The following is a 19191-nucleotide window of genomic DNA, read 5'->3' as shown; positions in this document are numbered from 1 at the left end:
GAGCCGCCTAGAGGCCGAGCAGGGCGTTCTCGACCACCTCGGTCAGTGCCGGGTGGATCCAGTACTGGCCCAGCGCCATCTCCCGCGCCGGCAGCCCGAAGCTCATCGCCTGGATCAGCGGCTGGATCAGCGTCGATGCCTGCGCCCCGATCAGGTGCGCGCCCAGCAGCAACCCGGTGCCGCGGTCCGCGATCACCTTGCACAGGCCCTCGTCGTCCTCCATCGCCCAGCCGTAGGCGACGTCGGAGTACCGCTGCACCTTCACCGTCACGTCGTACCCGCGCTCGCGGGCCTGCAGCTCGGTCAGCCCGACGGCGGCGATCTGCGGGTCGGTGAACACCGCCGACGGCACGAACCGGTGGTCGGTGGCGACCAGATCCTGGCCGTCGCCCCACGCGTCGCGCAGCAGGTTCGCCTGCACCACCCGGGCCTCGTGGTTGGCCACGTGCTTGAGCTGGTGCGGCGAGGAGACGTCTCCGAGCGCGAAGACGCCCTCGGCGGTGGTGCGCTGGAACTGGTCGACCACGACGCGGCCGTCGGCGCCGACCTCGATCCCCGCGGTCTCCGCGCCGATCCGGTCGCCGTTCGGGGTCCGGCCGGTGGCCACCAGCAGGGTGTCGCCGGTGACCACGGTGCCGTCGGTCAGCGTCACCCGGATCTCGCCGGGCCCACCGCTCACCTCGGCAACCGGATTGCCCAGGTGCACATCCCATTTGCCGCGGGCGAGGTCGGTGAACTGCTGCGAGATGTCGGCGTCGAGGTCGCGGAGCAGTCGGTCGCCGCGGCCGATGATCGAGACCCGGGATCCGAAGGCGGAGAAGACGTGCGCGAACTCGGACGCGATGAACCCGCTGCCGAGGATCACCAGGTGCTCGGGCAGTGCGGGCAGCCGCATGATGTCGTCGTTGGTGCGGTACGGAACCCCGCTGCGGGTGACCTCCGCCGGGATCACCGGCCGCGAGCCGGCCGCGACCACCACCTGGTCCGCGCTGATCACCTCGCCCGTCCCGGTCCGGATCTGTCGCGGGCCGACGAACGACGCGTATCCGGAATACAGTGTGGTGTTGGGACTTTCGTCGCGGCGGTAGCGTTCCCCGCCGGCCGCGATGGGGTCGATCCGGTCGAACACCCGGTCGACGATGTCCGACCAGCGCACCTTCTCGACGTGCGCGTCGACGCCGTACCGGCCGGCGTGCTGGATCGCGCGCGCGACCTCGGCGGCGTAGACGAACATCTTGGTCGGGATGCAGCCGACGTTCAGGCAGGTGCCGCCGAAGGTGCCGCCCTCGAGGATCGCCACCCGTTGGTCCGCGAACCGATCGTCGAGAATCGTGTTGCCGGAACCGGATCCGATGATCGCAAGGTCGTAGTGGGTCATCCGAGTCGTCCGTTCAGCCAGTCGAGCCATTGGTCCACCTCGGCGAATGCCTGCTTGCGCGGCACCTCGGTGGAGAGGAATACATCGTGCCGGGCGCCCTCGATCGGGACGATGGTGGTGCGGTCGCCCAGGCAGCCCGCCCACCGGGCGATCTGCGTCACGTCGAGCACCAGGTCCGCCGCGTCGGACTTGTCCGTCGTCTTCCGGGAGAAGTGCGACTCCTTGGAGCGCAGGATCAGCGAGGGCACCCCGACGTCCAGACCGCGGTGCAGGCGGGCATGGCCGGCGCGCACCGCGCGCAACCAGCCGAAGGTTACCGGGAACCCGGTCAGCGGCTTCCACTCGAGGTTGTAGTCCCACTCGCCGCGGGCCTCGCGGTGCAGGCTGCGGCCGTAGGCGTCCGAGATCCCCAGGTTGACGGTCAGTCTGTCGCGGACCCGGCCGATCGCGTCGACGGCCAGCGTCCCGACGCTGCGCAGGTACGACGGGCCCTGCAGGTCGAACCACGGACTGTTGAGGACGAGGCCGGTCAGGCCGGCGTCCGCCGCGCCCGCGGTCCGGGCCCGGAGCCGGTCCGCCCACAGCGGCACGATCAGCCCGCCGGTCGAGTGGGCCACCGCGAGCACCCCGCCGCCGCCGACCTGCTCCCGCACGATCTCGAGTGACCGGTCCAGTTCCTGGTCGTACTCCGTGAGATCCGTCACGAAGTGCGGTGTCTGGCCGGGACGCAGCGAGCGTCCGCACTTGCGCAGGTCCAGCGCGAAGAACGCGTAGCCCTGCTCGTGGAAGTGCTGGGCCAGGTGCTCCTGGAAGAAGTAGTCGGTGAATCCGTGCACGTAGAGCACTGCGCGGCCGAGGCGTTCGGGGTCCGGGCCCTGCGGCGGCCGGTACCGGACCAGGGTGGCTTCGACCGTGCCCTCGCCGTCCGGATCGGTGCCGAGGGGGATGGTCAGCTGCTGATAGTCGTCGCCGAGGACGTCCGGTGCCCAGGTAGTCACAGATCACAATGTAATCGGCGAGAATGTGATGCGCAGTGGCGCACAATTGGGTGCAGTGAACTGTGCTCGTGAGCGCAGGTAACCTATCCGCTGCAGTCGGCGCGACTGCCCACTGCCAATGGACAAGGAAGTCGATTTTCCGGTGTCAGACAATAATGCGGTAGAGACCAAGACCGATGTAGTGCTCGTGGGTGCGGGCATCATGAGCGCGACCCTGGGTGCGCTCCTGCGACAGCTGCAGCCGGACTGGTCGATCAGTGTCTTCGAGCGGCTCGACGCCGCAGCGGCCGAGAGCAGCGACCCGTGGAACAACGCGGGCACCGGCCACTCGGCGCTGTGCGAGCTCAACTACACGCCCCAGAACAAGGACGGCTCGGTCGACATCGCCAAGGCGATCACCGTCAACGAGCAGTTCCAGGTGTCCCGGCAGTTCTGGGCGCACGCGCTCGAGAACGGCATGCTCACCGAGGCGCGGGAGTTCATCAACCCGATCCCGCACGTGAGCTTCGTGCACGGCGCGGACAACGTCGAGTACCTGCGCAAGCGGTACGACGCACTCGCCGGGAACACACTCTTCCCCGGCATGGAGTACACCGAGAGCCCGGACGAGTTCGCCAAGCGGCTCCCGCTGATGGCCGAGGGCCGGGACTTCTCCGACCCGATCGCGTTGAACTGGTCCGACGGCGGCACCGACGTCGACTTCGGCGCGCTCACCAAGCAGCTGCTCAACCACGTCGCGTCGTCGGGCGGCACCGTCCACTTCGGGCACGAGGTCACCGGCATCTCGAAGCAGTCCGACGGCAGCTGGACGCTGAAGGTGCACAACCGTCGCACCCGGGCGACCAAGACCGTCAACGCCAAGTTCGTCTTCGTCGGCGCAGGCGGCGGCGCCCTGCACCTGCTGCAGAAGTCGGGCATCGCCGAGGCCAAGGGCTTCGGCGGGTTCCCGGTCAGCGGCGCGTTCCTGCGCTGCACCAACCCCGAGCTGATCGACCAGCACCGCGCCAAGGTCTACGGCAAGGCTGCGGTCGGCGCCCCGCCGATGTCGGTGCCGCACCTCGACACCCGCGTGATCAACGGCAAGCCGGGCCTGCTGTTCGGCCCCTACGCAGGCTGGTCGCCGAAGTTCCTCAAGGAGGGTCGGATCACCGACCTGCCGGGGTCGGTCAAGCCGAACAACCTGTTCTCCATGCTCGGCGTCGGCCTGACCGAGTTCGGTCTGACCAAGTACCTGATCTCCGAGCTGATGCAGTCGCCGGAGGACCGGATCGCCACCCTCGGCGAGTTCGTCCCCGAGGCGAAGGGCGGCGACTGGGAGCTGATCACCGCCGGCCAGCGCGTGCAGGTGATCCGGCGCAAGGGCAGGGGCGGGGTGCTCGAGTTCGGCACCGCCGTGGTCAGCGCCGCGGACGGCTCCATCGCAGGCCTGCTCGGCGCGTCCCCGGGCGCCTCGACCGCGGTCCCGGCGATGCTCGACGTGCTGCAGCGCTGCTTCGGCGACAAGTTCGCCTCCTGGGAGCCGCAGCTCAAGCAGATGGTGCCGTCCCTCGGCGTCAAGCTCGCGGACAACGAGTCGCTGTTCACCGAGGTCTGGGACTGGACCAACCGGGTGCTGCAGCTCGAGGCCGACCAGGTCGCCGCCGTCACCGCCTGACGCTCACCGCTCCGCCGCGCGTGCGCGGTCGACGGGTCTTTGCCGAGACCCCGTTGACCGCGCACGAGTGCGTTGTGGGGCCGGGATAGAGTTCCCTACGAAACACTCTCTCGACATCTCGTTCCCTGCCGCGGGGAAGCCCTGTGAAATTCAGGTACGGTCCCGCCACTGTGACGGCCCGGGCTCCGCCCCGGACCGAAGTCAGATCACCGCGGCAGCGACGCATCTCGTCCGTCTCCCGGCGCGGAAACCGGGTAGTGAAGGGAAAATTGCTGTGGCACAAGTCGGTTCAGGCATCGATGCGGGGTTCCCGTTCAGTGCGGTGGTCGGTCAGGACCAGCTGAGGCTGGCGCTGACGCTGTGCGCCGTGCACCCCGGCATCGGGGGAGTGCTGGTGCGCGGGGAGAAGGGCACCGCCAAGTCGACGGTGGTCCGCGCCCTGGCCGCGCTGCTGCCGCCCGTCGACGACCGCCCCGCGCGCCTCGTCGAGCTGCCGGTCGGCGCCACCGAGGACCGGGTGGTCGGCTCACTGGACCTGGAGAAGGTGCTGCGCGACGGCGAACGCGCCTTCCAGCCCGGCCTGCTGGCCGCCGCCCACGACGGCATCCTCTACGTCGACGAGGTGAACCTGCTGCACGACCACCTGGTGGACGTGCTGCTCGACGCCGCCGCGATGGGCCGCGTGCACATCGAACGCGACGGCATCTCGCACTCGCACCCGGCCCGCTTCGTCATGGTCGGCACGATGAACCCCGAGGAGGGCGAGCTCCGTCCGCAGCTGCTGGACCGCTTCGGTCTGGCCGTGGACGTGGCGGCCTCCCGCGACGTGGACACCCGCATGCAGGTGGTCCGTCGCAGGCTCGACTACGAGGCGGACCCGGCCGGGTTCGCCGCCGGCTTCGCCGAGCAGGACGCCGCGCTGGCCCGGCGCATCGCCGCCGCCCGCGACGCGCTCGCCGGGGTGCGGCTCAGCGACACCGAGCTGCGCCGGATCGCCGCGCTGTGCGCGTCCTTCGACGTCGACGGCATGCGCGCGGACCTGGTGCTGGCCCGGACCGCCACCGCGCACGCCGCCTGGCGGGGCGCCGACGCCGTCGCCGAGGAGGACGTGCGGGTGGCCGCCGAGCTGACCCTGCCGCATCGCCGCCGGCGCGACCCCTTCGACGAGCCGGGCCTGGACCCGCAGCAGCTCGAGGACGCGTTGCGGGACGCGGCCGAGCAGGCGGGGCCGCCCGAGCCCGACCAGGACCCCGACCCCGACCCCGAGCCCGATCCCGACGGTCCCGGCGGTGGACCGGCGCCCGACGAGACGCCGTCCCCGCCCGCGGGGCAGGCCCCGGACGCACCGGCCGGCGACGCCGAGGCAACGGACGGCGAGACCCGTCGTCAGGCACCCGGCGCCCCGGGTTCGGCGCCGGAACGCAAGGTCGGGGCGCCGGCGGCGCAGTTCCGGGCCCGGCTGCTGCAGATCCCCGGCGTCGGCGAGGGCGCGCCGGGCCGGCGTTCCCGCGCGCGAACCGCGCAGGGGCGCACCGTGCGCCAGACCGCCGAGCGCGGCCACGGCCTGCACCTGGTCGGGACGCTGTTCGCCGCGGCCGAGCACCAGGCGACGCGTGGCCGAACGGCGGGTCGAATGAAGTTGGCTCCCAGCGACATCCGTGGCGCACACCGCGAGGGCCGCGAGGGCAACCTGGTGCTGTTCGTGGTCGACGCGTCCGGCTCGATGGCGGCCCGGGACCGGCTCTCCGCGGTCACCGGCGCCGTCGTCTCGCTGCTGCGCGACGCCTACCAGCGCCGGGACAAGGTCGCCGTGATCACCGTCCGTGGCAGCTCCGCCGAACTGGTGCTGCCGCCGACCTCGTCGGTGGACGTCGCGGTCCGGCGCCTCGCGTCGCTGCGCACCGGCGGCCGGTCCCCGCTCGCGCAGGGCTTCCTCGAGGCCCGCGCGGTGGTGCTGCGCGAGCGGGTCCGCGACCCGCGACGTCGACCCCTGGTGGTCGCCCTGACCGACGGCCGCGCCACCGGCGGCGTCGAGCCGGTCCACCGCGCCAGGGTCGCCGCGGGTCTGCTGGCCGACACCTCGGCCGCGGCGGTGGTCGTCGACTGCGAGACCGGGATGATCCGGCTCGGCCTGGCCCGCGAGCTGGCCACCGCGCTGCGCGGGGCGTACGTGCGCCTGGACGAGCTGTCGGCGGAGCAGGTCGCAGGCGTGGTCCGGGCCGGCACCTCGACGTTCGCCGCCTGAGAATTCCAAGCCAGAAGTAGAAGGAGTACGACGATGCCTCAGGGAATCCCGCTTCCGGAGAACGTCCCCGACGACGGCCTGACCACCCGGCAGCGCCGCAACGCGCCGGTGCTGGCCGTCCACACCGGACCCGGCAAGGGGAAGTCGACCGCCGCGTTCGGGATGGCGCTGCGCGCCTGGAACCAGGGCTTCGACATCGGGGTGTTCCAGTTCGTCAAGAGTGCCAAGTGGAAGGTCGGCGAGGAGGCCGCGTTCCGGGCGCTCGGCGACCTGCACACCGCCACCGGCGCCGGCGGCCCGGTGCAGTGGCACAAGATGGGCGAGGGCTGGTCGTGGACCCGCAAGAAGGGCAGCGACGAGGACCACGCGCAGATCGCGTTGGAGGGCTGGCGGGAGATCGCCCGCCGAATTGCCGACGAGGAGCACCGGTTCTACGTCCTCGACGAGTTCACCTATCCGCTCAAGTGGGGCTGGGTGGACGTCGACGAGGTGGTGACGACGCTGCGCGAGCGGCCCGGCAACCAGCACGTGGTGATCACCGGCCGGGACGCGCCGCAGGCCCTGATCGACGCCGCGGACCTGGTCACCGAGATGACGAAGGTCAAGCACCCGATGGACGCCGGACGCAAGGGCCAGCGGGGTATCGAGTGGTAGCCGCTCCCGCCGTGGTGATCGCGGCGCCGGCGTCCGGCAGCGGAAAGACAACGGTCGCAACGGGACTGATCGGTGCGCTGCGCGCCGCGGGGGACACGGTCGCGCCGTTCAAGGTCGGCCCGGACTACATCGACCCCGGCTACCACGGCCTCGCCGCGGGCCGGGTCGGGCGGAACCTCGACCCGGTGCTGGTCGGCGCCGAACGCGTCGGACCGCTGTACCGGCACGGCTCGGCCGGCTGCGACATCGCCGTCGTCGAGGGCGTGATGGGCCTGTTCGACGGCAAGATCTCCGAGGTCGCGCCCGACGGCGCCGCCGAGGGATCCACCGCGCAGGTGGCCGCGCTGCTCGGCGCGCCGGTGGTGCTGGTCGTCGACGCCCGCGGGCACAGCCAGTCGCTCGCCGCGACCCTGCACGGGTTCGCGACCTTCGACGCCAGCGTCCGGATCGGCGGGGTGATCCTCAACCGGGTGGGCAGCGCCCGGCACGAACAGGTGCTGCGCCAGGCCTGCGAGCGGGTGGGGGTGCCGGTGCTCGGCGCGCTCCCGCGACTCGGTGAGCTCGCCGTCCCGTCCCGGCACCTGGGCCTGGTCACCGCCGTCGAGCACGGCGCCGCCGCCACCGAGGCGGTGGCGGCGATGACCGCGTTGGTGGCCAGGCACGTGGACCTGGCCGCCGTGCGCGCGCTGGCCCGCGCGGGCTCGTCCGGCCCGGCCTGGGACGCCGTCACCGAGGTGGGCGGGTCCGGTGCAGGCACGCCGGTGGTGGCGGTGGCCGGCGGCGCGGCCTTCACCTTCGGCTACGCCGAGCACCGCGAGCTGCTCACCGCCGCAGGCGCGCGGGTGGTGGTGTTCGACCCGGCCTCGGAGCAGCTGCCCGATTCCGCCGCGGCACTGGTGCTGCCGGGAGGCTTCCCCGAGGAACACGCCCCGCAACTCGCCGCGAACACCGAGTTGCTGACCGCGGTGCGGGACGCGGCCCGCCGCGGCATGCCGATCCACGCCGAGTGCGCCGGCCTGCTGTACCTGGCCAGGCGGCTCGACGGGCACCCGATGGCGGGCGTGATCGGCGTGGACGCCCAGTTCGGCACGGCGCTGACCCTCGGTTACCGTGAGGCGGTGGCACTGGGGTCCTCCGCGCTCTTCGAGGCCGGTGACCGGGTGGTGGGACACGAGTTCCACCGGACCCGACTCGAGGCCACCGAGGTGGACGGCTGGACGCCCGCGTGGGGGTGGCGCGCGGCGGGGAAGTCGACCCGGGAGGGCTTCGCAGGCGGCGGTGTGCACGCGTCGTACCTGCACACTCACCCGGCGGGCAGCCCGCGATCCGCTCGCCGATTCGTAGACGCGGCAACAGAATTCGAGGCTTCGCATGGGTGACCTGGTGGTAGGAATCGGCGTCCGGGACGGCATGGACCCGGATGTCGTGCTGGCCGCGATCAGCGAGGTGATCGACGACCCGGACGAGCTGTACGCCCTGGCGACGCTCGAACGCAAGGCCACCGAGTCGTCGATCGCGGTGGCGGCCGCCGAGCTCGGGGTGCCGGTGCTCGGCTTCACCGCCGCCGAGCTCGAGGCGGTCGAGGTGCCCAGCCCGTCCGGCCGGGTCCAGGCCGCGGTGGGCACGCCCAGTGTGGCCGAGGCCGCGGCGGTGCTCGGGTCCGGCGGCGGCGACCTGCTGGTGCCCAAGCGCGCCCGCAATGGCGTCACCGTGGCCGTCGCCCGTAATGTCTGGTGACTCTAGTGCGAACGACTAAGGAGACCGAATTGCCTGCAGTGGCAGCGGACGAGCACAACTACCTCGTCGGCCTCAACCTGACCGACCGGCGGGTGGTGGTCGTCGGCGGCGGCACCGTCGCGCAGCGTCGCCTGGGACTGCTCGTCGCGTCCGGGGCCCGCGTGCACGTGGTCAGCCGCGCGGTCACCCCCGCGGTGGAGGCGATGGCCACCGGCGGCCAGCTCACCGTCGACCTGCGCGACTACGCCGAGGGTGACCTCGACGGCGCCTGGTACGCGATCGCCTGCACCGACGAGCCGGAGACCAACGCCGCCGTCGTCGCAGAGGCCGAGCGGCGCCGGGTCTTTTGCGTGCGCGCCGACAGCGCCCGGCACGGCACCGCCGTCACCCCGGCCACCGCCACCTTCGACGGACTCGAGATCGGCGTGCTGGCCGGCGGCGTGCACCGCCGCTCCGCCGCCGTCCGCACCGCGATCGTCGACGCCCTGCAGTCGGGGGCGCTCTCCGACGACGCCGAGCCGCACGTCGCCGGCGTCGCGCTGGTCGGCGGCGGTCCCGGCGACCCGGACCTGATCACCGTCCGGGGCCGACGGCTGCTGGCCCGCGCGGACGTCGTGGTCGCGGACCACCTGGCGCCGCAGGAACTGCTCGCCGAGCTGGCCCCGCACGTCGAGGTCATCGACGCGTCGAAGCTGCCGTACGGCCGGGCGATGGCGCAGCAGGCCATCAACGAGACGATGATCGAGGCCGCGAAGGCCGGCAAGTTCGTGGTCCGGCTCAAGGGCGGCGACCCGTACGTGTTCGGTCGGGGTTTCGAGGAGCTCGAGGCATGTGCGGCCGCCGGCGTGGCGGTCACCGTGGTGCCGGGCATCACCAGTGCCATCTCGGTGCCGTCGGCGGCGGGGATCCCGGTCACCCATCGCGGCGTCACCCACGAGTTCGTGGTCGTCAGCGGCCACGTCGCGCCCGGTCACCCGGACTCGCTCACCGACTGGTCGGCGCTGGCGCGGCTCAAGGGCACCCTGGTCCTGCTGATGGCCGTCGAGCGGATCGAGAAGATCGCGACCACGCTGATCGAGGGCGGCCGGGACGGACAGACCCCGGTCACCGTGATCCAGGAGGGCACCACCCGCGCCCAGCGGGTGCTGCGGGCGGACCTCGCGACCGTCGCGACGCGGATCCGCGAGGAGGAGATCCGGCCGCCGGCGATCATCGTGATCGGCCCGGTGGCGGGCTTCGCCGTCGACGCTGGGTAACGTGACCGCCCGTGGCTGACAACACCGCAGTGAAGTACCCGGTGACGACGCGCGCCTTCGGGCTCGCGATCGTCGTGCTCGGCGGCATGCAGCTGATGATGGTGCTCGACGGCACCGTTGCCTCGCTGGCGCTGGCCCGGATCCAGGATGACCTCGGTCTGAGCGACTCCGGCCGGAACTGGGTGATCACCTCCTACGCGCTGACGTACGGCGGGCTGATGCTGCTCGGCGGCCGGCTCGGCGACGCGTTCGGACGCAAACGGGTCTTCATCGGCGGCGTCGCGCTGTTCACCCTCGCCTCGCTGTTCTGCGGGCTCGCCGTCGGCGAGTTCACCCTGATCGCCGCCCGCGCCCTGCAGGGCGTCGGCGCCGCGATCGCCTCGCCGACCGCGCTGGCCCTGGTCGCGACGACGTTCGCGCCGGGCCCCGTCCGGAACCAGGCGATCGCCATCTTCGCCGCGATGACCGGGATCGGCTCGGTCACCGGACTGATCGTCGGCGGTGCGTTGACCGAGGTGTCCTGGCGGTGGATCTTCCTGATCAACGTGCCGATCGGGTTGCTGATCATGGTGCTGGCGTTCGGCTCGCTGATCGAGACCGGCGCCGAGCGGCTGAAACTGGACGTCCCCGGCGCGATCCTCGCGACCCTGGGCGCCACCGGCATCGTGTTCGGCTTCACCGAGGGTGCCGAGCTGGGCTGGGGGAGCCCTGCGGTGATCGTCGCCCTCGTCGGCGGCGCGGCGCTGCTGGCGGCCTTCCTCCTCGTCGAGCGCCGGGCCGAGAACCCGCTGCTGCCGTTCTCGCTGTTCCGCAGCCGGGACCGGGTGGCCACCTTCGTGGCCATCGCCCTGGTCGGCGCCGTGATGTTCAGCCTGGCACCGTTCGTCGCGCTGTTCGTCCAGGACATCCTCGACTTCACCCCGCTGCGTGCCGGCCTGGCGTTCGTGCCGTTCGCCTTCGGGCTCGGCACGGCGGCCTTCGTCGCGTCCAAGCTGGCGGTGCGGATCCAGCCGCGCTGGCTGGTGGTGACCGGCACCGTGATCACCGCGCTGGGACTGCTGTACGGCTCCACCCTGGACTCCTCGTCGAGCTACCTGCAGGACATGTTCGCGCTGGTCGTGGTGATCGGCTTCGGTATCGGCCTGGCCGTGGTGCCGCTGCCGCTGTGCGCGATCGCCGGGGTGGGCCAGCACGAGATCGGCCCACTCGCCGCGATCGCCCAGGTGGCGCAGGTGCTGTTCGGCCCGATCGGGCTGGCGATCGTCGGCGCGATGGCCACCTCGCGGACCCTCTCCCTCGGTGGCATCTCGGGGCCGGCGTCCGACATGACGCCGGCCCAGCTCGACGCGCTCGGCTCCGGCTACACCTTCGCGCTGCTCGGCTGCGCGATCTTCGCCGCGCTCGCCGCCGTGGTCGCGCTGTTCATCCGGTTCACCCCGGAGCAGGTCGCGCAGGCGCAGGCCGCGGAGAAGGCCGCGCAGGAGGCGTAGGCGGCTCCGCCGCTCGTGCGCGGACAGCGGGTCTCCGGACCCGTCAAACGCGCACGAGCAGCGCAGCTGCCTGGGTCAGGTCAGGATGACCAGTTCGTGTGCCGACGCGATCTCCACGGTCAGGCCCGCCTTCGCCGCCACCCGGGCGACGCCCTTGACGTCGCTCGGCTCGGCCCGCGAGACGACCAGCGCGCGGGCCAGCAGGCCCTTGTGGTGCTTGTTGAAGTGGCTGACCACCTTGCGGGTGCCGTCGGGCTGCTCGGTCAGGACCGTCGCGACGACCGCGCCCGGCACGGGGCCGAGCTGCTGGTAGCTGCCCGAGCGCAGGTCCACGACCAGTTCGCCGTCGGTCTCCGCCTCGAGTGCCGCGGTCAGCTCCGGCTTCCACAGCGCCGCAAGGGTGCCCATGCCAGGAAGCTTCGAGCCGCCGGACAGGCGGTACGCGGGGATCGGGTCGTCGGCCCGCACCACACCGAAGAGCGCCGAGCCGATCGCGAGCCGGGTCGCGGCCTTCGACTTCTGCGCCCGGGTGAACGACCGCGCGTCGAGCGCGTCGAAGAGCACCCCGGTGTACCGCTCGAGCGCGGACCGGGTGGGCGAGGTCCACAGGGCGGCGTTGCGGGCGATCTCGTCGGCCTGCCCGGAGCTCAGGCCCAGGGCCAGGCTCGACGCGTCGACATCGGCTGCCAGGTCCACCAGGGTCCGCACCAGCAGCTCACGGGTGGCCGTCAGCTTCGGCAACGACAGTTCGCCGAGGTCCAGGGGGAGGCCCCGGCCGCCGTCGGACTTGGTCTCGGAGGGAGGCAGCAGTACCAGCACGAGCGGCAACGGTACCGGGTGGTGACGGCGTGTATCCCGAGTGGATCGGGCTGGGTCCGGTCGGGGCCGCCGAACGACTCTGGCCTCCGCTCGGGAGGGAGCGGAGGCCAGGGCCGGGGTGTGCGGGCAATCAGCCCTTGAAGGTGACCGGGGTCTTGGTGTCCTGGGTGCGGTCGGCCGAGCCGTGCGCGGCGACGGTGTAGATCGAGCAGGTGTTGACGAGGCAGTCCGAGCCGTTGAGGGCGGCGGCGACGTCGATGGTGGCGGTGAAGCCGCCGTCGACGATCTCGGCGGACTTGAGCCACTTGGTGGTCATCCACGCGCCTGCGTCGGTGGCGGAGTACTTGTCGTCCTGGACCAGGCCGACGTACAGGCCGAAGCCCTCGCCGGAGAATCCGCTACCGGTGACGGTGACGGTGTCGCCGGCGGCGGTGAGGTCGGCGCTCTTCGACAGCGTCACCACGGGACCGGTGGGCTCGGGGTTCTCCGTGCCGGGGTTCTCGGTGCCCGGGTTCCCGGTGCCGGCGCTGCCCGTGCCGAGATCGCTCAGCGAAGCGGTGTCGAGGCCGGCCAGCAGCTCGTTGTCGAAGCTCGCCAGCAAGCCGGCCACCTCGTCGGTGCTGATGCTGACGCTCGACCCGAGCTCGATGTTGGCCGGTGCCGCGGTGGCGATGCCGGCCGGGATCGCCGTGACGAGGGCGGTGGCGGTGGCAGCTACGACGGCCTTGGTGAACGCGCGCATGGTCCTACTTTCGGGTTTGGGGCGGGAATTGAGAATGAAGATAGGTAATGCTTGCCTAATATGCAAGCCCGTGGAAGTTTCGCGGTGTGGTGGCGAGGCGGCCGTGCCGCGACTCGATCTCGTTCTCCGCCTTGGGCTTCCGGCCTCCGGGCGAGAGTGGATCCGGTTTCCCTGCAGGGGTCCGACATGGTGTACCTTAGCCTAACCTTGGCGAATATAGCCTAACCTCACTCCGAGCTGGGTCGTCCAGGGTGCCGTGTCTGCGGCTGTGACCAGGAAGAAGGAAAATGCGCGCGTTCAGCAGAGCTGCCGTCTCGGCCATGGCGGTCGCTATGGCACTGGCGACGCCGGCGGGCATCGCCAGCGCCGACCCCGACACGTCAGGTGACGGCGGCGCCGCCGTTGCGACTTCCGGCAACCCGGTCACGTCCCTGTCCAAGGCATCGGGTCTCGCCGCCGACGGCGAGACAATCACCGTCTCGGGCAGCGGATTTGCCACCGGTGGCCCCGGCATCTACGTCGGACTCGCGCAGGACAACATGTTCTCCAGCACCAATGCCGATGCCTGGATGTCGAGCGCATTCATTCCGTCGGGGCAGATCTCCGGCGGTTCCTGGTCGGCGTCGGTCGAGGTGATGGCGGTCGGTGCCGGCTCGGACTGCACGGTCAACTCCTGCTCGATCTACACCGTCGCCGCGCACGGTTCGTCGGACCGTAGCCAGGACACCCGGACCCGGGTGAGCTTCGCCGCGGCCCCGACCACGACGGTGCCGCCGACGACCACCACGACGGTGCCGCCGACGACCACGACGGCCAAGCCGACCACGACCACCACGACGGTGCCGCCGACGACCACGACGGCCAAGCCGACCACGACGACGCCGAAGCCGACGACCACGACGGCCAAGCCGACGACCACGACGCCGAAGCCGACGACCACGACGCCGAAGCCGACCACGACGACGCCGAAGCCGACGACCACGACGGCCAAGCCGACCACGACGACGCCGAAGCCGACGACCACGACGCCGAAGCCGACGACCACGACGGCCAAGCCGACCACGACGACGCCGAAGCCGACCACGACGACGGTGCCGCCGACGACCACCACCACGGCTCCGGTGCCGACCACGACCGTCGCCAAGCCGCCGACCACCACCCCGCCACCCGCGGGCAAGGGGCCCAGCGTCAGCGCCAATCGGACCAGTGGACTCAATCCCGCCGGCGACTCGATCACGCTCAACGGTCGCGGCTTCTCCACCTCGGGAACCGGCATCTACATCGGTGTCGCCCAGATGAACCGGTACTCGACCACCGATGCCTCGGTCTTCCAGGACGCGAAGTTCATCAAGCCCACGGAGATGCCGGGCGGGTCCTGGTCGGCCAAGCTCGACGTCTCCGCCGCCTTCCCGGGTAGCGACTGCCTCGCCAACGCCTGCGCCGTCTACACGCTCGCCGCTCACGGCTCGTCGGACCGCAGTCAGGACACCGTCACGCGGATCGCCTTCGCCGGCGGCGCGGCCGGGACCGACACCCCGGTCGGGCCCGGAGTCGGCAACCCCGGCAACCCCGGCAACCCCGGCAGTCCCGCAGGCCCCGGAGCGCCGGGAACTCCCGATGCGCCCGGCACCCCCGCAGGAGCGGGCGGCGGTGGCGGCGGTGTCTCCACCGTGACGTCCAACGGCAACCTGTCGGTGTCGCTGTCGAAGAGCTCCAACCTCAACCCGGGTGAGACGGTCACGATCTCCGGATCCGGGTTCTCCGGAGCAGCGCCGGGCCTCTATGTCGGCATGGTCCAGGACGACCGGTTCTCCGCCACCGACGCCTCGGCCTGGATGACCACCGCCTTCCTCAAGCCGGACGCCATCGCCGGCGGCAGCTGGTCCGTCTCCATGGAGCTGCCCGCCGTCGTGGGTGATTTCGACTGCCTGAAGAACACCTGCTCGATCTACACCGTCGCCGCCCACGGTTCGAGCGACCGCAGCCAGGACTCCCGCACGCCGGTCGGCTTCGCCGGCGGTGTCGCGCCCGACACCAGCGGCGGGGTCGGGGCAGGTCCCGGCGCGGCCGGTGCCGGCGGCGCGGGTGGCGCGGCGTCCGCTGCCGTCAAGGGTGAGGTGGGCAAGGGGAACAGCGTGGTGGTGACGCTGTCCAAGTCGAGCGGCCTCAAGGTCGACGGCGACACGATCACCGTCTCGGGCACGGGATTCTCCAGCAGTGGCCCCGGCATCTACGCAGGCCTCATCCAGGACGACAAGTTCACCACGACGGATGCCGGAGCCTGGATGACCACGGCGTTCATCACGCCGAACAAGATCGTCGACGGAGCCTGGTCCACCACCATGGACGTGATGGCCGTCAAGGGCGACTCGGACTGCACCAAGAACGCCTGTTCCGTCTACACCATCGCCGCGCACGGTTCGAGCGACCGCAGCCAGGACAGTCAGACGCCGGTCACCTTCGGTGACGGCGCCGGCGGCGAGACGTCGGAGGCGCAGGCCCTGGCCGCCGAGGGCGGATCCGGATCGGGTGGCTCGAAGTCGGGCTCGGCCGGGATCCGCAACCTCTCCAGCTCGTTCACCGAGGGCTCGGGCTGGGTCCTGCCGCTGCTGCTCGGCGGCGGCATCGGCGCCGGGATCGCCGTCGCGACGACAGTGGCAATGCGGCGCCGTAGCTGACGTCGCCCGAGCATCCTTCGGGGTGCGTCCGCCGACGGACGCACCCCGGAGTGGCGCTTCGATTTCGCTGTGACCTGTGGATATGGCGTGTCCTGCCGACCCGAAAATGATTTCGGGGAACCCCTGGACAGGCGCAAGTGCTTAGTTTAGCCTTCCCTTAGTTTCGCACCTCACACACGAAAGCAGGACAATGCGCACGATCAACAAGGCAGCAATCGCGGCGGTCGCCGCCACCATCGCGTGGTCCATGCCGGTCGGCATCGCCGGAGCGATTGCCCTGCCCTTCGGCCTCGACACCGGGTCGCTGGGCGGTTCCAGCGCGCCGGAGCCCGAGAACCCCGAGCCGGCAGGCGCGGCCGTCACGCTGTCGAAGAGCGCCGACCTCACCGCCGCCGGCGACACCGTCACCGTCACGGGCACCGGGTTCTCCGGCGCCGGATCGGGCCTCTACGTCGGCCTGATCCAGGACAACAAGTACTCCGCGACCGACGCCTCCGCGTGGATGACCACCAAGTGGCTCAAGCCCGCCGAGATCGTCGACGGCGGCTTCACGGCCACCATCGACGTCGCCGCCATCGTCGGCACCTCGGACTGCCTGCAGAACACCTGCTCGATCTACACCGTCGCCGCGCACGGCTCGGCGGACCGCACCCAGGACACCAAGACCCCGGTCACCTTCAAGGCGCCCGTCGTCGTGCCGGTCGGCCCGGCCGTCACGCTGTCGAAGAGCGCCGGCCTCACCGCAGCCGGTGAGACCGTCACCGTCTCGGGCACCGGGTTCTCCGGTGCGGGCTTCGGTCTGTACGTCGGCCTGGTGCAGGACAACAAGTACTCCGCCACCGACGCCGGCGCGTGGATGACCACCAAGTGGCTCAAGTCCGCCGAGATCGTCAACGGTGCCTGGACGGCGAACATCGACGTCGCCGCCGCCCTCAACGGCTCGGACTGCCTCGTCAACACCTGCTCGATCTACACCGTCGCCGCGCACGGCTCGGCCGACCGCACCCAGGACACCAAGACCGCGGTGACCTTCGCGGGCGCGCAGAACTAGTACTCAGCACCACCTCGGTCCGGCGTCCGCTCTCACGAGCGGGCGCCGGACCTGTTTTCGTCGTGGGCCGGACGTGGACGACCGGCGGGCGCCACCGACCGACTAGGCTGATGCCTCGTGATCACCCGCCTTTCGCACCTGTTCCTCCGCACGCTGCGTGACGATCCCGCCGACGCCGAGGTTGCCAGCCACAAGCTGCTCGTCCGGGCCGGCTACGTTCGCCGGATCGCGCCGGGTGTGTACTCCTGGCTGCCGCTGGGCCTGCGGGTGCTGCGGGAGGTCGAGCGGGTGGTCCGCGAGGAGATGGACGCCTTCGGCGCACAGGAGATCCTGCTGCCTGCGCTGCTGCCGCGCGAGCCCTACGAGGCGTCGAACCGCTGGACCGAGTACGGCGCCGGCCTGTTCCGCCTCAAGGACCGCAAGGGCAACGACTACATGCTCGGCCCCACCCACGAGGAGCTCTTCGCGCTCACCGTCAAGGGCGAGTACAACTCGTACAAGGACTTCCCGGTCACCCTCTACCAGGTGCAGACCAAGTACCGCGACGAGGAGCGCCCGCGCGCCGGCATCCTGCGCGGTCGCGAGTTCGTGATGAAGGACTCGTACTCCTTCGACCTCACCGACGAGGGCCTGACCGCGTCGTACCAGGCGCACCGGAACGCCTACGAGCGGATCCTGGCCCGGCTCGGCGTCAAGTACGTCATCGTCTCCGCGACCTCGGGCGCGATGGGCGGCAGCGCCTCGGAGGAGTTCCTGGCCGAGTCCGAGATCGGCGAGGACACCTACGTCCGCTGCCTCGAGTCCGGCTACGCCGCGAACGTCGAGGCCGTCAAGACCCTCGCACCCGAGCCCATCCCGTTCGACGGGCAGCCGGACGCCACGGTCCACGACACCCCCGGCACCGAGACCATCGAGACCCTGGTGGACTGGGCCAACGGCGCCGACCTCGGCCGGACCGTGACGGGCGCGGACACCCTGAAGAACATCATGGTCAAGACCCGCGTGCCGGGCGGCGAGTGGGAGCTGCTGGCGATCGGCATCCCCGGTGACCGTGAGGTCGACGAGAAGCGTCTCGAGGCGGCGCTCGAGCCGGCTGAGTTCGTGATGATCACCGAGACTGACTTCAAGAACAACCCGTTCCTGGTCAAGGGCTACATCGGCCCCAAGGCGGTGCAGGCCAACGGTATTCGCTACCTCGTCGACCCGCGGGTGGTCGACGGCACCAGCTGGATCACCGGTGCCGACGAGGAAGGCAAGCACGTCGTCGGGCTCGTCGCCGGCCGTGACTTCACCCCGGACGGCACCATCGAGGCCGCCGAGGTGCGCGACGGCGACCCGTCGCCCGACGGCGCCGGACCGCTGGTCGCCGCCCGCGGCATCGAGGTCGGCCACGTCTTCCAGCTCGGCCGCAAGTACACCGACGTGTTCAACGTCGACGTGCTCGGCGAGAACGGCAAGCCGGTCCGCCCGACCATGGGCTCCTACGGCATCGGTGTCTCGCGCCTGGTCGCCGTCATCGCCGAGCAGATGCACGACGAGAAGGGCCTGCGCTGGCCGGCCGAGGTCTCCCCGGCCGACGTGCACCTGGTGATCGCGAACAAGGACGACGCCGCCCGCGAGGGCGCCGAGGGCCTGGCCGCCGAGCTGGACCGCGCCGGGTTGTCGGTGATCCTCGACGACCGCAAGGCCTCGCCGGGCGTGAAGTTCAAGGACTCCGAGCTGCTCGGCGTCCCGCTGGTGGTCGTCGTCGGCCGCGGCTGGGCCGACGGCAAGGTCGAGCTGCGCGACCGCTTCACCGGCGAGGCCCGTGAGGTCGACGCCGACGGCGCGCTGGCGGAGATCCTGGCGGTCGTCCGCGGCTGACCCGCGCCCGCGCGCACCCCCGCCGACTGGACCGGGTCGTCAGCCGACGGCCCGGTCCAGTGCGTCGAGGCGGTCGTCCTCGGCCGTGATCCGTCGCCGCTGGAGCGCCACGTGCGTCGCCCCGGCCGCCGCTGCGGTCACGGCCAGCGTGGGCAGCAGCCACCGCGCGGCCGAACCGTGTTGTGAGAGTTCGCCGGTCAGCTCGACCACGCCGCGGAAGCCACCGATGCAGAAGTAGGCGACCGCGGCGCCTGCCACCCACCGCGCCTGCAGCGCGGCGGCGTTGACCAGCGTCCGGCGCGGCGCCAGGCCGAGCTGGGCGCGGCGGCGGGACTGCGCGATCGTGGCCCGGTCCAGGGCGGTGGCCCGCTTCGCCAGCGGCAGGACGGCCGCCGCGGCGAGGGCGAGGACCAGTGCGGTCTCCCCGGTCGGACCCTTGCGGACTGCCGCGACGGCGAGCACCGCCAGTCCGATCGCCAGCGCGTAGGTCCGGACCCTGGCCCAGACGTCGGCGCGCAGCGCGGCGTCGGCGCGCAACCGCCGGTAGCCGACGTACCCCGCCGCGGACAGGGCGAGCAGCAGGACGGCGGTGAACAATTGGACGTGGCCCCTCGGGTCGGTGTGGC

17 protein-coding genes are annotated in these 19191 nt (G+C 71.5%); 10 read left to right on the top strand and 7 right to left on the bottom strand.

What is annotated here, in order from left to right; all coding sequences use genetic code 11:
* Positions 1–7: 7 nt before the first annotated feature.
* Positions 8–1378 (bottom strand): mycothione reductase, encoded by a 1371-nt coding sequence (gene mtr / locus ACFO6S_RS04835; protein ID WP_378414647.1) that lies wholly within the window; start codon positions 1376–1378, stop codon positions 8–10.
* Positions 1375–2376: an alpha/beta hydrolase gene (locus ACFO6S_RS04830; protein WP_378414645.1), complete on the bottom strand. Its 1002-nt coding sequence runs from the start codon at positions 2374–2376 to the stop codon at positions 1375–1377. The genes mtr and ACFO6S_RS04830 overlap by 4 nt, the downstream gene beginning before the upstream one ends.
* Positions 2377–2494: 118 nt before the next feature.
* Between ACFO6S_RS04830 and mqo the strand changes: the two genes are divergently transcribed.
* From mqo to ACFO6S_RS04795, 7 genes are all read left to right on the top strand, one after another.
* Positions 2495–4030 (top strand): malate dehydrogenase (quinone), encoded by a 1536-nt coding sequence (mqo, locus tag ACFO6S_RS04825; RefSeq protein WP_378414643.1) that lies wholly within the window; start codon positions 2495–2497, stop codon positions 4028–4030.
* A 274-nt stretch (positions 4031–4304) separates the two neighbouring features.
* Entirely contained in the window at positions 4305–6275 is a 1971-nt protein-coding gene (locus tag ACFO6S_RS04820) for a magnesium chelatase subunit D family protein (protein WP_378414641.1), read from the top strand.
* A gap of 33 nt (positions 6276–6308) precedes the next feature.
* The gene (gene cobO, locus ACFO6S_RS04815; RefSeq protein WP_378414639.1) at positions 6309–6929 is read left to right on the top strand and encodes a cob(I)yrinic acid a,c-diamide adenosyltransferase; all 621 of its coding nucleotides are present in this window, start codon (positions 6309–6311) and stop codon (positions 6927–6929) included.
* Positions 6923–8308 (top strand): cobyrinate a,c-diamide synthase, encoded by a 1386-nt coding sequence (locus ACFO6S_RS04810; protein WP_378414638.1) that lies wholly within the window; start codon positions 6923–6925, stop codon positions 8306–8308. The genes cobO and ACFO6S_RS04810 overlap by 7 nt, the downstream gene beginning before the upstream one ends.
* Positions 8301–8666 carry a cobalamin biosynthesis protein gene (locus tag ACFO6S_RS04805; RefSeq protein WP_378414636.1) on the top strand — a complete coding sequence of 122 codons (366 nt, stop codon included), beginning with the start codon at positions 8301–8303 and terminating at the stop codon, positions 8664–8666. The genes ACFO6S_RS04810 and ACFO6S_RS04805 overlap by 8 nt, the downstream gene beginning before the upstream one ends.
* Before the next feature lie 29 nt (positions 8667–8695).
* The gene (gene cobA / locus ACFO6S_RS04800) at positions 8696–9922 is read left to right on the top strand and encodes a uroporphyrinogen-III C-methyltransferase (RefSeq protein WP_378414634.1); all 1227 of its coding nucleotides are present in this window, start codon (positions 8696–8698) and stop codon (positions 9920–9922) included.
* 86 nt (positions 9923–10008) lie between these two features.
* Positions 10009–11412, top strand: a complete 1404-nt coding sequence (locus ACFO6S_RS04795) for an MFS transporter (protein WP_378415223.1) — start codon at positions 10009–10011, stop codon at positions 11410–11412.
* 75 nt (positions 11413–11487) lie between these two features.
* Here the strand turns inward: ACFO6S_RS04795 and yaaA are convergent, their stop codons facing one another.
* The 4 genes from yaaA to ACFO6S_RS04775 form a co-directional block, all read right to left on the bottom strand.
* Complete coding sequence (gene yaaA / locus ACFO6S_RS04790; RefSeq protein ID WP_378414633.1) at positions 11488–12231, bottom strand: peroxide stress protein YaaA; 744 nt, start codon at positions 12229–12231, stop codon at positions 11488–11490.
* 130 nt (positions 12232–12361) lie between these two features.
* On the bottom strand, positions 12362–12973 hold the full coding sequence (locus tag ACFO6S_RS04785; protein WP_378414632.1) for a hypothetical protein: 612 nt from the start codon (positions 12971–12973) through the stop codon (positions 12362–12364).
* A 514-nt stretch (positions 12974–13487) separates the two neighbouring features.
* Positions 13488–13637 (bottom strand): hypothetical protein, encoded by a 150-nt coding sequence (locus ACFO6S_RS04780; protein WP_378414631.1) that lies wholly within the window; start codon positions 13635–13637, stop codon positions 13488–13490.
* A gap of 18 nt (positions 13638–13655) precedes the next feature.
* On the bottom strand, positions 13656–14105 hold the full coding sequence (locus ACFO6S_RS04775; RefSeq protein ID WP_378414630.1) for a hypothetical protein: 450 nt from the start codon (positions 14103–14105) through the stop codon (positions 13656–13658).
* Between ACFO6S_RS04775 and ACFO6S_RS04770 the strand changes: the two genes are divergently transcribed.
* From ACFO6S_RS04770 to ACFO6S_RS04760, 3 genes are all read left to right on the top strand, one after another.
* Positions 14095–15651, top strand: coding sequence for a hypothetical protein (locus tag ACFO6S_RS04770; protein ID WP_378414629.1), 1557 nt, complete (start codon positions 14095–14097; stop codon positions 15649–15651). The genes ACFO6S_RS04775 and ACFO6S_RS04770 overlap by 11 nt on opposite strands.
* Before the next feature lie 190 nt (positions 15652–15841).
* Positions 15842–16702, top strand: a complete 861-nt coding sequence (locus tag ACFO6S_RS04765; RefSeq protein WP_378414627.1) for a hypothetical protein — start codon at positions 15842–15844, stop codon at positions 16700–16702.
* Positions 16703–16819: 117 nt separating this feature from the next.
* Entirely contained in the window at positions 16820–18565 is a 1746-nt protein-coding gene (locus ACFO6S_RS04760; protein ID WP_378414625.1) for a proline--tRNA ligase, read from the top strand.
* 39 nt (positions 18566–18604) lie between these two features.
* Here ACFO6S_RS04760 and ACFO6S_RS04755 read toward each other — a convergent pair whose 3' ends face one another.
* On the bottom strand, positions 18605–19162 hold the full coding sequence (locus ACFO6S_RS04755; protein ID WP_378414623.1) for a hypothetical protein: 558 nt from the start codon (positions 19160–19162) through the stop codon (positions 18605–18607).
* Positions 19163–19191: the final 29 nt, after the last annotated feature.

Source organism: Rhodococcus kronopolitis (assembly GCF_042654025.1).
Taxonomy (GTDB): domain Bacteria; phylum Actinomycetota; class Actinomycetes; order Mycobacteriales; family Mycobacteriaceae; genus Rhodococcus_G; species Rhodococcus_G kronopolitis.
The sequence above is the reverse complement of the archived record's forward strand: the minus strand, read 5'-3'. Positions and strand labels throughout refer to the sequence as shown.